At 65.6% G+C, this 12,571-nt stretch carries 13 protein-coding genes; 6 read left to right on the top strand and 7 right to left on the bottom strand.

Annotated features, from left to right (window positions below; all coding sequences use genetic code 11):
* Positions 1-2: 2 nt before the first annotated feature.
* Positions 3-1,079 carry an MBL fold metallo-hydrolase gene (locus ACGYLC_RS04810; protein ID WP_394421959.1) on the bottom strand — a complete coding sequence of 359 codons (1,077 nt, stop codon included), beginning with the start codon at positions 1,077-1,079 and terminating at the stop codon, positions 3-5.
* Complete coding sequence (locus tag ACGYLC_RS04805) at positions 1,079-2,806, bottom strand: acyl-CoA dehydrogenase (protein ID WP_394421957.1); 1,728 nt, start codon at positions 2,804-2,806, stop codon at positions 1,079-1,081. Before ACGYLC_RS04805 ends, ACGYLC_RS04810 begins: the two co-directional genes overlap by 1 nt.
* A 158-nt stretch (positions 2,807-2,964) precedes the next feature.
* Between ACGYLC_RS04805 and ACGYLC_RS04800 the strand changes: the two genes are divergently transcribed.
* The gene (locus tag ACGYLC_RS04800; RefSeq protein ID WP_394421956.1) at positions 2,965-3,906 is read left to right on the top strand and encodes an L-threonylcarbamoyladenylate synthase; all 942 of its coding nucleotides are present in this window, start codon (positions 2,965-2,967) and stop codon (positions 3,904-3,906) included.
* On the opposite strand, the gene ACGYLC_RS04795 is transcribed toward ACGYLC_RS04800, so the two are convergent.
* Positions 3,903-4,457, bottom strand: a complete 555-nt coding sequence (locus tag ACGYLC_RS04795; protein WP_394422246.1) for a YqgE/AlgH family protein — start codon at positions 4,455-4,457, stop codon at positions 3,903-3,905. The two genes, ACGYLC_RS04800 and ACGYLC_RS04795, sit on opposite strands and share 4 nt — an antisense overlap.
* A 164-nt stretch (positions 4,458-4,621) precedes the next feature.
* Here ACGYLC_RS04795 and ACGYLC_RS04790 point away from each other — a divergent pair, with 164 nt between their 5' ends.
* Positions 4,622-5,434 carry a protein-disulfide reductase DsbD domain-containing protein gene (locus ACGYLC_RS04790; RefSeq protein ID WP_394421954.1) on the top strand — a complete coding sequence of 271 codons (813 nt, stop codon included), beginning with the start codon at positions 4,622-4,624 and terminating at the stop codon, positions 5,432-5,434.
* A gap of 9 nt (positions 5,435-5,443) precedes the next feature.
* Here ACGYLC_RS04790 and moaB read toward each other — a convergent pair whose 3' ends face one another.
* Genes moaB through ACGYLC_RS04775 form a run of 3 tightly spaced genes read right to left on the bottom strand, consistent with a single transcriptional unit; the run spans position 5,444 to position 7,354 of the window.
* Entirely contained in the window at positions 5,444-5,986 is a 543-nt protein-coding gene (gene moaB, locus ACGYLC_RS04785) for a molybdenum cofactor biosynthesis protein B (RefSeq protein ID WP_394421953.1), read from the bottom strand.
* Positions 5,983-6,597: a LysE family translocator gene (locus tag ACGYLC_RS04780; protein WP_394401890.1), complete on the bottom strand. Its 615-nt coding sequence runs from the start codon at positions 6,595-6,597 to the stop codon at positions 5,983-5,985. Before ACGYLC_RS04780 ends, moaB begins: the two co-directional genes overlap by 4 nt.
* Positions 6,590-7,354 carry a uracil-DNA glycosylase family protein gene (locus ACGYLC_RS04775; protein ID WP_394421951.1) on the bottom strand — a complete coding sequence of 255 codons (765 nt, stop codon included), beginning with the start codon at positions 7,352-7,354 and terminating at the stop codon, positions 6,590-6,592. The genes ACGYLC_RS04780 and ACGYLC_RS04775 overlap by 8 nt, the downstream gene beginning before the upstream one ends.
* Before the next feature lie 109 nt (positions 7,355-7,463).
* Between ACGYLC_RS04775 and ACGYLC_RS04770 the strand changes: the two genes are divergently transcribed.
* The 4 genes from ACGYLC_RS04770 to plsY all read left to right on the top strand — a co-directional run bounded on the left by ACGYLC_RS04770 (position 7,464) and on the right by plsY (position 11,141).
* Positions 7,464-8,411 (top strand): aspartate carbamoyltransferase catalytic subunit, encoded by a 948-nt coding sequence (locus ACGYLC_RS04770; RefSeq protein ID WP_322328326.1) that lies wholly within the window; start codon positions 7,464-7,466, stop codon positions 8,409-8,411.
* Positions 8,412-8,467: 56 nt separating this feature from the next.
* Entirely contained in the window at positions 8,468-9,001 is a 534-nt protein-coding gene (locus ACGYLC_RS04765; protein ID WP_394421950.1) for a hypothetical protein, read from the top strand.
* 251 nt (positions 9,002-9,252) lie between these two features.
* Entirely contained in the window at positions 9,253-10,533 is a 1,281-nt protein-coding gene (pyrC, locus tag ACGYLC_RS04760) for a dihydroorotase (protein WP_394421948.1), read from the top strand.
* On the top strand, positions 10,533-11,141 hold the full coding sequence (plsY, locus tag ACGYLC_RS04755; RefSeq protein ID WP_394421947.1) for a glycerol-3-phosphate 1-O-acyltransferase PlsY: 609 nt from the start codon (positions 10,533-10,535) through the stop codon (positions 11,139-11,141). Before pyrC ends, plsY begins: the two co-directional genes overlap by 1 nt.
* Before the next feature lie 34 nt (positions 11,142-11,175).
* On the opposite strand, the gene ACGYLC_RS04750 is transcribed toward plsY, so the two are convergent.
* A complete protein-coding gene (locus ACGYLC_RS04750; RefSeq protein WP_394421945.1) occupies positions 11,176-12,546 on the bottom strand; it encodes a glutamate--cysteine ligase in 1,371 nt (456 codons plus the stop codon).
* Between the last annotated feature and the right edge of the window lie 25 nt (positions 12,547-12,571).

Below are 12,571 nucleotides of genomic sequence, written 5' to 3'. Positions count from 1 at the left end.
GCTCACCCCTTGCGCTGATACACCCATGCGCCATCCGCCGCGCGCAAGGTGCGCGTGGCCTCTCCGGCTTGGTAAAGGTGGCTCAGATGAGCGACGGCTTCAACCAGCGCGAGGCCATATTCCGCCTCACCGATATTGCGTTTGAACAGCGGCGCGAAACATTCCGAGGCCGATTTCGGCGTGTCGATATGGGCCAGAAGCCTGCGCAGGGCGCTGTGGTGGTTTTCGATCAACTGTTTCAGCCGCGTCGGCAGCCCGGTGAATGGCAGTTTGTGGCCGCCCAGCACCAGATGATCCTCTCGCGCCAAGGGCAGAAAACGCTCGCAAGCCTCCAGCCACTCGCCGATGGGGTCGGCCATCGGCTCGGTCGGGTAGACGCCGATATTGGGGCTGATTGAGGGGAGGATCTGATCCCCCGCGATCACCAGATTGTCGTCGCGGCTCCAAAAGGTCGCATGTTCGGGGGCGTGGCCATTGCCGACATGCACCTCCCAATCGCGCCCGCCCATGCGGATCACATCGCCCTGCCGGAGGCGGGTGAACCCCAGCGGCAGCGGGGCCACCACATCGGCGAAATTGAACGGCCGCTCGCTGGCGCGTTTGTCATAGAGCGCCGAGGCCATCCCCGCCTTGCGGTAGAACGCAAGGGCTTCGGCGACCGGCACCTCTTGGACATCGAGCGTCAGCATCCGCGCGGTCAACCACGCGGTGCGCGTGGTGACCAGTTCCGCCCCGAACTCGCTCTGCAACCATCCGGCAAGGCCGATGTGATCGGGGTGGTGATGGGTGACGACCACGCGCGCAATCGGCTTGCCGCCAAGCGGCCCTGCAATCAGCCCGCGCCAAATCTCCTTGGCCCGGCGCGAGGCGAAGCCCGTGTCGATCACCGTCCAGCTATCGCCCTCGTCCAAGGCATAGACATTGACGTGATCCAGCTTCATCGGCAGCGGCAGGCGGAACCAAAGCACCCCCGGCGCCACCTCTATCGCCTCCCCCTCGGCGGGCGGCACCTCCCAAGGATAGCGCAGCCCCTTGAGCGTTTTTGGCGAAGCGGCGGAGAGGGTGGCCTGTTCTGTCATCAGCTTCTCAGGTCTTCGACATCGAGCGCATAGAGGTCTTCTGCCCCGGCCTGCGCATGGGCCAGCAGACCCTGATGCTCGGGCAAGAGACGTTGGATATAGAACCGCGCCAGCTTGGCCCGCGCATCGCCCGCGCCGGCGGCCTTCTCGGCCATGGCAGCTTGCAGATGCAGATGCCCGCCCAGCACACGGGCGAAGGCGCGCAGATAGGGCACGGCACCGGCGAAACGCGCGTTCATGTCTTTCTGCGCGGTCATCCACTCGGTCGCCTCGCGCAGGGTCTCACTGGCCTGCCAGACCGCATCGGCCATGCGCGGGAAAGGGCCGCGGGCGGATTCCGCATGGGCTTCGATCTCATCCAAGAGCCGGTTCGCCGCCTCTCCGCCGTCCATCATCTTGCGGCCCACAAGGTCCATCGCCTGAATGCCGTTGGTGCCCTCGTAGATCGCCGTGACACGCACGTCGCGGCTGAACTGCGCCGCGCCGGTTTCTTCGATAAAGCCCATGCCGCCATGCACCTGCACGCCCATCTCGGCGACGCCGATGCCCACGTCGGTGCCGAATGCCTTGGTGATTGGCGTGAGGAACGCCGCCCGGGCCGCCCATTCGTCGCCCTGCCCGGCGCGCGCCATGTCGCTGGCATAGGCACAGCTCAGCGCGATCGCGCGGGAGGCAAAGATATCGGCCTTCATGCTCAGAAGCATCCGGCGCACGTCGGCGTGATCCACGATGGTGCCGGTGCCGCCTTCAACGGGAGAGCGGCCCTGCTTGCGCTCCAGCGCATAGTCCAGCGCCAGTTGATAGGCGCCTTCAGCCGCGCCGATGCCCTGTTCGCCGACACCAAGGCGGGCGTTGTTCATCATGGTGAACATCGCCGCCATGCCGCCACCTTCGCGGCCCACCAGCCAGCCGGTGGCCTTGTCATATTGCATGACCGCGGTGGGCGATCCGTGCAGGCCCATCTTATGCTCAAGGCTGACCACATTCACGCCATTGCGCTGGCCCGGCGCGCCATTCTCATCAGGGATGAACTTCGGCACGAGGAAAAGGCTGATCCCCTTGGTCCCCGCGGGCGCCCCCGGCAGGCGCGCTAGGACAAGGTGGCAGACATTGCCCGCGAAATCATTGTCGCCCCAAGAGATGTAGATCTTCTGACCAGAGACCGCATAAGTCCCGTCGCCATTGTCCTCTGCCCGGCTGCTGAGCGCGCCTACGTCCGACCCTGCCTGCGGCTCGGTCAGGTTCATCGTGCCGGTCCATTCGCCCGAGATCAGCTTGGGCAGGTACAATTCCTTGATCGCGTCGCTCGCGTGGTGCTCCAACGCTTCGATCTGGCCTTGGCTCATCAGGGGGGCGAGTTGCAGCGACAGGCAAGCGCCGCTCATCATCTCGTTGACCGCGCTGGTCAGGGTCATCGGCAGGCCCATGCCGCCGTATTCCGGGTCCGCCGACATGCCGATCCAGCCGCCCTCGGCAATCGCGGCGAAACCTTCGGCAAAGCCGGGAGAGGTGCGCAGGACGCCGTTCTCCAGCTTTGCAGGGTGCAGATCCCCGCCCCGTTGCAGCGGCGCCAACACGTCATCGCAAAGCCGTCCGGCCTCTGACAGGATCGCGCCGGTGACGTCTTCACTGGCCTCAGCGAAACGCTCGGTGTTGCGAAGCGTTGCGAAATCCAACACGTCCTCAATCAGAAAACGGTAGTCATCCACGGCGGCGCGGTACGGCATATCATATCCTCCTGAAAGGCGCGCTTGTTCTGGCAAGCCTGACATGGCCCTGATAAAGGCTGGTTTATGTTGCCGCCAGCATGAAATGCCCGGCCGCCCCCCGCAACCCAAACGCGGCGTCACGGGATGCTGCATGATCCGACAGGCCGAAACACCCGATGACCCAGCCGATCGAGACCCTGACCGCCACGCCGCAAGGCATCAGTCGCGCGGCGCGCCTGCTGCAAGACGGCGCGCTCGTCGCCCTGCCGACCGAGACGGTCTATGGCCTTGGCGCGGATGCCCGCAATGGCGAGGCTGTCGCGGGCATCTACGCCGCCAAGGGGCGGCCCAGTTTCAACCCGCTGATCGTGCATCTGCCGGATATCGACACCGCCAAACGCTACGTGAAATGGACCGAGGACGCCGACCGGCTGGCGCAGGCTTTTTGGCCCGGCGCGCTGACGCTGGTCCTGCCGGTGAAACCGGACAGCGGGCTGTCGTCGCTGGTGGCGGCGGGGCTGCCGAGCCTTGCGGTGCGGGTGCCCGCCCACCCCGCCATGCGGCAGGTCTTGCAAGCGCTCGGTGGGCCGGTCGCCGCGCCCTCGGCCAACCCCTCGGGCAAGATCAGCGCGACCACGGCGGATCATGTGCGGGCGGGCCTCGACGGTAAGATCGCAGCGGTGCTGGACGACGGTGCCTGCCCCGTTGGGTTGGAAAGCACGATCATCGGCCTGACCGGCCCCCGCCCTGCCCTGCTGCGCGCAGGCGGTCTGCCGAGCGAGGCGATCGAGGCCGCGCTTGGCCAGAGGCTAGAGGTTGTCGATGGGGCCGAGATCATCGCGCCGGGGCAGCTCGCCTCGCATTACGCGCCCGGCGCGGCGGTGCGGCTGAATGCGCGAACGGCGGGGCCGGGTGAAGTGCTGCTCGGGTTTGGCGAGATGATCTGCGACCTCAACCTCTCCCCCTCCGGCGATCTGACCGAGGCTGCGGCGAAACTGTTCGACCACCTGCACCAGTTGGACGCGACCGGCCAGACCATTGCCGTGGCCCCGATCCCCGATCACGGGCTGGGCCGCGCGATCAATGACCGATTGGCCCGCGCCGCAGCACCGCGTTAGGCGTGCCCGGCTGAGGCCGACAGCCCCAAAGGGTCGATCCCCAGTGACTTGAGCGCCGCGCCCCATTTCTCGGCATCCGGCAGGTCGAAAATCACCTCGGGCGAGGCTTCGCAGGTCAGCCATCCGTTCTGGGCGATCTCGCCCTCCAACTGCCCCGGCCCCCAGCCCGCATAGCCCAGCATCAACTGCGCCTGCGCCGGGCCTTTGCCGGTGGCGATGTCTTCGAGGATGTCGCGGGTGGTGGTCAGGGCGATGCCATCGCCCACGCGCAGCGTCTCAATGGCCGATCGGTATTCGTCCGAATGCAACACAAAGCCGCGCCCGGTCTCGACCGGCCCGCCGAAGTGCACGGCCAGCGATTTGGCCTGCGGCGGCGGGTCTTCAACCAGCTGATCCAGCACATCCGACAGGCGCAGTTCCGGGGCGGGTTTGTTCACGATCAATCCCATCGCCCCCTGTTCGGAATGCGCCGAAAGATAGATCACCGAATGGGCGAAACGCGGATCGCCCATGCCCGGCATCGCGACCAGCAGCTGGCCCGTCAGTTCCATCGTCTGCCCCGTCAACGCCCACCTCCTGAAGGTAACCTTTCTTTGAACATGGCCGCTTGCGCCCCACAAAACAAGAGAGGCGCCCCAGCCTCCGCCGCATCGGCGAAACATGGATGATACAAATGTGACTTGGCAGGCGCGGATGGATACCGCATCAAGTCCGCATGAATATATCGCGCCTCTTCTCCGCCGTTCTCTCCTGTCTCGCCCTCGCCCTGCCCGTCGCGGCGCAGAATGCTGTCGGCACGCCCTTGCAGGGCGAACTGCTCACCGGTTGGCAACAAAGCGACGGGCGGCGGGTGGCAGCGATCCGGCTGCGTATGGCGCCGGGCTGGAAGACCTATTGGCGCAGCCCCGGGGATGCGGGGATCCCGCCGGAGTTCGACTGGTCCGGCTCGGACAACCTGCGCGATGTGCAGATCACATGGCCCGCGCCCAAGGTCTTTGACCAAGGCGGGGTGAACTCCATCGGCTATGCCCGCGAGGTGATCCTGCCGCTGACCATCACCCCGCGCCGCCCCGGTGCCCCGGTGACGTTGGACACCAGCATCGACCTTGGCGTCTGCAGCGACATCTGCCTGCCCCAGACCATCCACCTGCGCGCCCTGCTCGACACCCGCGAGAGCAAGCCCACCCCGGCCATCGCCGCCGCCTTTGCCGCACGCCCCTATTCCGGGGCCGAGGCCGGACTGAACAGTGCTCATTGCAGCCTGCGCCCCACCGCCCGGGGGCTGGAGATCAAAACCCGGCTTTCCCTGCCCTCTGCCGGGGGTAAGGAAACCGTGGTGATCGAACCCGGCAATCCCAACATGTGGATGAGCGAGACCGTGAGCCAGCGGTCGGGCCATACGCTTGTCGCCAGCGGTGAGATGATCGCCGAGAATGGCACCGCGCTGGCGCTCGACCGTTCCGCCATTCGGATCACGGTGATTGGCAAGAACCACGCGGTCGAGGTGACGGGCTGTACCTCGGGCTAAACCCCCGCGCTACTTGCGGCGCTGATGCTCGTCCAGCCGGGGCATGATCTCAACGAAGTTGCAGGGCATGTGGCGGTAGTCCAATTGTTTCAGAAGGATCCCGTCCCACGCATCTTTACAGGCGCCCGGGCTGCCCGGCAGCGCGAACAGATACGTCCCCTGCGCCACGCCGCCCGTGGCGCGGCTTTGCACCGCACTGGTGCCGATCTTCTCCATCGAGATCATGGTAAAGACCGTGCCGAAGGCGTCGATCTCTTTCTCATAGACATCGCGGTGCGCTTCGACTGTCACATCGCGCCCGGTGAGGCCGGTGCCTCCAGTGCTGATCACCACGTCAATCTCAGGGTCCGCACACCAGTCGCGCAGAAGCGCTGCGATGGCGGGGCGGTCGTCGGTCACGATCTCGCGCGCGGCCAGCAGATGGCCCGCCGCTTCGATCCGCGCGACCAACACGTCGCCCGAGCGGTCCTCGGCCAAGCTGCGGCTGTCCGAGACGGTCAGCACGGCGATTCTCACGGGGATGAACGCCCGGCTGTCGTCGATCCTGCTCATGTCCGCTCCATCATTGCCAAACGCGCGGCCAGTGCCACGAAAATACCGCTGCTGATCCAGCCCAGCAGCCGCCCGCCGCCCGCCAACCGCCGCCCGATCCCGGCGGCAAAGACACCCACCGCGCCGTTGATGACGAAGCCGCCCAGAGCCAGCACCGCCCCAAAGGTCAGGAACTGCGCCAGGACCGGCCCAGCCTCGGGCACCACGAATTGCGGCAAGAAGGCCAGCACGAAAAGGATCACCTTGGGGTTTGTCAGATTGACGGCGAAACCGGTGTTGAACGCGCGCCAACCGCCCATTCCGGGCGCCGTATCGCGCGGCTTGCCGGCCTGTCGCAGGGTTTGCACCGCAAGCCAGAGCAGATAGGCTACGCCGAGCCAGCGGATCAGGTCCAGCGCCCAGGGCAGCGCCGCGACGACCGCGCCCAGCCCCAACCCGGCCAAGGCCACATGCACCAGCACGCCCGCCGAGATCCCCGCGCTCGCCGCCAATGCAGCCCGCGGGCCCGAGCGCAGCCCCTGCCCGAGGCAGAACATCATATCCGCCCCCGGCGTGAGGTTCAGCGCCAGGGCGGCAGGCACGAAGGCCAGAAGGGTCAGCGCATCAACCATCGCGCAGCTTGGCCTGAACGCTGAGCAGATCGGCCCAAGCCTCGCGCTTGGCCTCGGGGTTGCGCAGCAGATAGCCGGGATGCACCATCGGCATGCAAGAAAGATCGGCGGCCTTGGTCCAATTGCCGCGCAGACGCATGATGCTGCGTTTCTCCAAAAGCGACTGGCAGGACCAATTGCCAAAGAGCACCAGCACCCTGGGCTTGGCCAATTCGATGTGACGCTGCACAAAGGGCCGCATCATCGCGATCTCATCAGGCTTCGGGTCGCGCCCCTGCGGCGTGCGCCACGGCAGGATGTTCGACAGATAGACATTGCGGTCCCGCCCCATGTCGATCGCCGCCAGCATCCGGTCGAGCATCTGGCCCACGCGCCCCACGAAAGGCTTGCCCGCGCGGTCTTCGTCGCGGTCGGGGGATTCGCCCAAGATCATCAGCGGCGCGCCGGGCACCCCATCGGCGAAAACCAGATTGCGCGCGCCCTTGTGCAGCTCGCAATGATCGAACCCTTGGATCGCGGCGCGAAGCTCTTCCAAGCTCTGCGCGCCCTGCGCGGCGCGCCGGGCCAGCGCCACCGGATCGGGCTGCTCAGAGGCTTGCAGGGGCTGCGGCCCTTTGGCGAGTTTGGCGCTGGCCTTGGGCGGGCTTGCGGGCACCTCATAGCGGTTGACCGGCGCGTCGCAGATCGCCTCGGTCGCGCCAAGCTCGACCTGCCACGCCAGCATCTCTGCCGCCTGATGATAATCGAATGATTCCATGACCCGTAGCTTACGCCCTGTGGGCGAGAGGCGAAATGCCCTATCGCTGCGCTTTACGCGCCAAGCCCCCCGCGCCTATAAGGCGGCAACAGCAGAAGGGATCGCCACCATGTCATTCGCCCATCGCCACCTGCTTGGCATCGAGCAGCTTTCGCAATCCGACATTACCACCCTTCTAGATTTGGCCGACACCTATGCCGACCGGAACCGCCAGCCGAACAAACATTCCGACGCGCTGCGCGGGCTGACGCAGATCAACATGTTCTTTGAGAACTCCACCCGCACGCAGGCGAGTTTCGAGATCGCGGGCAAACGCCTTGGCGCGGATGTGATGAATATGGCGATGCAGGCAAGCTCGATCAAAAAGGGCGAGACGCTGATCGACACGGCGATGACGCTGAATGCCATGCACCCCGATCTACTGGTGGTGCGCCACCCGCAATCCGGCGCGGTGGACCTGCTAGCCCAAAAGGTGAACTGCGCCGTGCTCAACGCGGGCGACGGGCGGCACGAACACCCCACGCAGGCGCTGCTCGATGCGCTGACGATCCGCCGCGCCAAGGGGCGGCTGCACCGGCTCAGCATCGCGATCTGCGGTGACATCGCCCACAGCCGCGTGGCACGGTCGAACATCCTGCTCTTGGGCAAGATGGAGAACCGCATCCGCCTTGTCGGCCCGCCGACCTTGATGCCCAGCCAGATCGACCAGTTCGGCGTCGAGGTATTCGACGACATGAAAAAGGGGCTCGAAGGTGTCGACGTGGTGATGATGCTGCGGCTTCAAAAAGAGCGGATGGACGGCGGCTTTATCCCGTCGGAGCGCGAGTATTACCACCGCTACGGGCTCGACGCCGAAAAGCTTGCCCATGCCAGCCCCGAGGCCATCGTCATGCACCCCGGCCCGATGAACCGCGGGGTGGAGATTGACGGCACCTTGGCCGATGACATCAACCGTTCCGTCATTCAAGATCAGGTCGAGATGGGCGTCGCCGTGCGCATGGCCGCGATGGACCTGCTGGCGCGCAACCACATCGCTGCCCAACCCGGCGCGGCCTGACCGGAACCCCGAAGGGCCGCGCGGCGTTTTCCTGAGAACAGTCAAAGGAAGCCGTCATGCCCCATACAGAAGTCGCCCCGCAAGAAGCTGGCAAGGTTCGCGTCTATGCCCTTTCGCTCTCGGATGCCGAGGCACGGGCGATGCGGGATGATGAGACCGCGCAGGCCGCAGCCCTCGGGGTCGAGCTGATCGACGCGGCCTATACAGAGGTCTTTCGGGTGGCCGACCTCGATCAACTGGGGCTTGCGGGCTATCTGCGCGACGGCAATGGCGTGAACCCCGAGCAGATCGAGACGGACCGCAGCAAGCTCGCCGCGCTCGATGGCTGGGTGATGATCGTCTACTCCCGCGCTTTCGCCGGGCAATCGTTGCAGCTGGCCCCAATCCCGGCGCTGACCCATATAGGCACCTATACCGAAGGCGGCCCCGACACGCCCGTGCAGGCGATGGAGGCCGAAGCCGCGCAGCCCTACACCGGCATCCCCCGGGTCTCTCCAACTGAGCCCGCCAAGGGCGGTGGCGGCAAGACGATGGTGATCGTGGCCGTTGTCGCGCTGATCCTGCTGATCATCTGGTGGCTGCTGGCCTAAGGCGAAAACCGCTGGCACCCTCGGGGCTGGCGGGCTACATCTGGCCCATGCAAGAACCTGAACACGATCCCAAGATGTCTGGCCGTATCGCCATGGTCGCCCTTCTGGTGGCCTTCGGCGTGGTCGGGCTGATGATTTGGATTGGCGGCTAGCGGTCAGAACGGGGGGCACCCGCCCAAAAGACCGCTTGGTTTGGGGGGCGATTTGGGGCATGACAGCGGCGCATCCGCTATCGCATCAAAGGCCCGCCCATGACCCAGTTCTTCACCAATCTGCGCCTTCTCGACCCTCAGGCAGGCACGCTTGAGCCTGCTGCGGTTCTGGTCCGCAACGGGGTGATTGCCGAGATGCTGACCGATGGAGCCACAGCGCCCGAGGGTGCGGAACTGGTCGATTGCGGCGGTCATATCATCGCCCCCGGTATCGTCGATATTGGCGTGAAAGTCTGCGAACCGGGCGAGCGCCACAAGGAAAGCTACCGCTCTGCCGGGCTGGCGGCAGCGGCGGGCGGGGTCACCACCATGGTCACGCGCCCCGACACCGATCCGGCCATCGACAGCCCCGAGACCCTCGAATTCGTCACCCGCCGCGCCAATGAAGCCGCCCCCGTGAATGTCGTGCCCATGGCCGCGCTGACCAAGGGCCGCGAAGGGCGCGAGATGACCGAGATCGGCTTTCTGATGGACGCTGGCGCCGCTGCCTTCACCGATTGCGACCGCGTGGTGACGGATACCAAGGTCTTTTCCCGCGCGCTGACATATGCCCGCAGCCTCGGCGCGCTGGTCATCGCCCACCCGCAGGATCCGGGGCTGAGCAAGGGGGCGACCGTCACCTCGGGCAAATTCGCCTCATTGCGCGGCTTGCCTGCTGTCTCGCCCATGGCTGAGCGGATGGGGCTGGACCGCGACATCGCACTGATCGAGATGACCGGCGCGCGCTACCACGCCGACCAGATCACCACCGCCCGCGCCCTGCCCGCGCTGGAACGCGCCAAGCGCAACGGGCTCGACATCACCGCGGGCGTGGGCATCCACCACCTAACGCTGAACGCCCTCGACGTGGCCGACTATCGCACCTTCTTCAAGGTAAAGCCGCCGCTGCGCGATGAGGAAGACCGCCTTGCCGTGGTCGAAGCCGTGGCCAGCGGCCTGATCGACATCATCTGTTCCATGCACACCCCGCAGGACGAAGAAAGCAAACGCCTGCCCTTCGAGGAAGCCGCCAGCGGCGCGGTGGGGCTGGAGACGCTGCTGCCCGCCGCGATGCGTCTGGTCCATGCCGAGATGATGGACCTGCCCACGCTCTGGCGCGCGCTGTCGCTGAACCCAGCCAAACGCCTCGGCCTGCCGGGCGGGCGGATTGCCGTGGGGGCGCCTGCGGATATGGTCCTGTTCAACCCCGACGCGCCCTTCGTGCTGGACCGCGCGACGCTGCGGTCGAAATCCCGCAACACGCCCTTTGACGGGATGCGGATGCAGGGTAAGGTCGTGGCAACTTATGTAGCAGGTTCCTGCGTTTACGAGGCGAATTGATGCCCCCACTCGAGACTTCCGTCGAATTGATCCTTTTCTGGGCGCTGGCAGGCTATGTCATCGGCTCTATCGCCTTTGGCATGTTGCTGGCGTGGTTAATGGGGCTGGGCAACCTGCGCGATATCGGATCGGGCAACATCGGCGCGACCAACGTGCTGCGCACCGGCAACAAGAAGGCGGCGGCGCTGACGCTGTTGTTGGACGGGGCCAAGGGGGCCGTGGCGGTGCTGCTGGCCCGTGCCTTTGCGGGCGAAGATGCGGCGCAAGCGGCGGCGCTTGGTGCGATGATCGGCCATTGCTACCCGGTCTGGCTGGGCTTTCGCGGCGGCAAGGGTGTGGCGACCTTTCTGGGCCTCATGCTGGCGCTGGCTTGGCCGGTCGGGCTGGCCTGCTGCGCGGTCTGGCTGGCCACGGCAGCGCTCTCGCGCATCTCATCCCTATCCGCACTGGCGGCGGCGGCAAGCTCGACCTTTTTGCTAATTTTCCTCGGCTACGGGGAAATGCTGCTTCTGGGCATCGCCCTGACCTTGCTGATCTTTTGGCGGCACCGCGACAATATTCGCCGGATCCGCGCAGGTACGGAATCGCGCATCGGCCAGAAAGGCTGACACCGCCCGAGGGCGGCATCAGCCTCTTTACCCTTCAGTAGGAATATTCAGCGTAGATACGGCTCAGATCGCCGTTCCATGGGCCGTGGTAATCCGCCAGCAGATCGTCGGCAGGCACCCGGCCCGTCTCGATACTGTCGCGCAGGGCGTTGAGGAAATGCGTCTCATCCGGCACCAGCCCACCGGCGCCGGGACGGGCGCGGGCCTTCAGCCCCGCCTCTGACAGGGCCACGGCCTCGCGTGCCAGATCATGCATCTTGAGCCCGCCGACCTCGGCCTGAAGGCCGTGGGTAGAGGCGGCGATGCGCAATTCTTCCCGTGTCTCGGCATCCCAGCCTTTGACCAAATCCCACGCGCCATCCAGCGCGCTTTGGTCATACATCAGCCCAACCCAGAAGGCCGGCAAGGCGCAGAGCCGCCGCCACGGGCCGCCATCGGCGCCACGCATCTCGATGAACTTCTTGACCCGTGCTTCGGGGAAGAGCGTGGTGAGGTGATCGGCCCAATCGCTCAGCGTCGGCTTCTCGCCGGGCAGCGCGGGCAGCTCGCCCTTCAGGAAGTCGCGGAAGGATTGACCGAGCGCGTCGATATATTTGCCGTCGCGGTAGACGAAATACATCGGCACATCGAGCGCATATTGCACCCAAGCCTCGAACCCGAAGCCTTCGTCAAAAACGAAGGGGATCATGCCCGTGCGCGCGTCATCCAGATTGCGCCAGACCAGCCCGCGCGTGGATTTCACGCCGTTGGGCTTGCCGTCGAGGAAGGGTGAATTGGCAAAAAGCGCATTGGCGATGGGCTGCATGGCCACGGCGACGCGCATCTTCTGCACCATGTCGGCTTCACTCGCGAAATCGAGATTCACTTGCACGGTACAGGTCCGGCGCATCATGGTGGTTCCCATGGTGCCGACCTTTTGCATATAGCCGTCCATCAGCTTGTAACGGCCCTTGGGCATCAGATCCATCTGCTCATGCGACCACTCGGGCGCGGCGCCCAGACCGATGAAGCCCACGCCGATCTCATCGGCCACGTCCTTCACCTCGCGCAGGTGGGTGTTCACCTCGTCGCAGGTCTCGTGAATGGTCTCGACCGGGGCGCCCGAGAGTTCCAACTGGCCGCCCGGTTCAAGACTGATGTTGGCCCCGTCTTTCTCAAGCCCGATCAGCTTGCCACCCTCTTCGACAGGGGACCAATTGTGACGGTCGCGCAGCCCTTCCAGCATCACCCGGATCGAGCGTTCCCCCTCATAGGGGAGCGGTTTGAGCGTGTCCTTGCAATAGCCGAACTTCTCATGCTCGGTGCCGATGCGCCACTGCTCGCGCGGCTTGGAGCCGTCCGCCAGATACTGCGCCATCTGGTCGTGATGTTCGATCGGGCCGCCGCCGGATTGAGGAATGGACATATGCGAGGGCTCCGTTTTGAAGGGT

It is taken from the genome of Sulfitobacter sp. 1A12157, assembly GCF_043557345.1.
In the GTDB taxonomy this organism is placed as follows: domain Bacteria; phylum Pseudomonadota; class Alphaproteobacteria; order Rhodobacterales; family Rhodobacteraceae; genus Sulfitobacter.
Note: the sequence above shows the minus strand (reverse complement) of the source record. Positions and strands in the feature narration are given on the sequence as shown.

What these genes read in the sequence shown, in the direction of transcription:
- ACGYLC_RS04765 (WP_394421950.1), top strand. Translation starts at nt 8,468, where the DNA reads ATGCCCCATACAGAAGTCGCCCCGCAAGAAGCTGGCAAGGTTCGCGTC.
- ACGYLC_RS04810 (WP_394421959.1), bottom strand. Translation starts at nt 1,079, where the DNA reads ATGACAGAACAGGCCACCCTCTCCGCCGCTTCGCCAAAAACGCTCAAG.
- moaB (WP_394421953.1), bottom strand. Translation starts at nt 5,986, where the DNA reads ATGAGCAGGATCGACGACAGCCGGGCGTTCATCCCCGTGAGAATCGCC.
- ACGYLC_RS04795 (WP_394422246.1), bottom strand. Translation starts at nt 4,457, where the DNA reads ATGGAACTGACGGGCCAGCTGCTGGTCGCGATGCCGGGCATGGGCGAT.
- ACGYLC_RS04750 (WP_394421945.1), bottom strand. Translation starts at nt 12,546, where the DNA reads ATGTCCATTCCTCAATCCGGCGGCGGCCCGATCGAACATCACGACCAG.
- plsY (WP_394421947.1), top strand. Translation starts at nt 10,533, where the DNA reads ATGCCCCCACTCGAGACTTCCGTCGAATTGATCCTTTTCTGGGCGCTG.
- pyrC (WP_394421948.1), top strand. Translation starts at nt 9,253, where the DNA reads ATGACCCAGTTCTTCACCAATCTGCGCCTTCTCGACCCTCAGGCAGGC.
- ACGYLC_RS04790 (WP_394421954.1), top strand. Translation starts at nt 4,622, where the DNA reads ATGAATATATCGCGCCTCTTCTCCGCCGTTCTCTCCTGTCTCGCCCTC.
- ACGYLC_RS04775 (WP_394421951.1), bottom strand. Translation starts at nt 7,354, where the DNA reads ATGGAATCATTCGATTATCATCAGGCGGCAGAGATGCTGGCGTGGCAG.
- ACGYLC_RS04800 (WP_394421956.1), top strand. Translation starts at nt 2,965, where the DNA reads ATGACCCAGCCGATCGAGACCCTGACCGCCACGCCGCAAGGCATCAGT.
- ACGYLC_RS04780 (WP_394401890.1), bottom strand. Translation starts at nt 6,597, where the DNA reads ATGGTTGATGCGCTGACCCTTCTGGCCTTCGTGCCTGCCGCCCTGGCG.
- ACGYLC_RS04770 (WP_322328326.1), top strand. Translation starts at nt 7,464, where the DNA reads ATGTCATTCGCCCATCGCCACCTGCTTGGCATCGAGCAGCTTTCGCAA.
- ACGYLC_RS04805 (WP_394421957.1), bottom strand. Translation starts at nt 2,806, where the DNA reads ATGCCGTACCGCGCCGCCGTGGATGACTACCGTTTTCTGATTGAGGAC.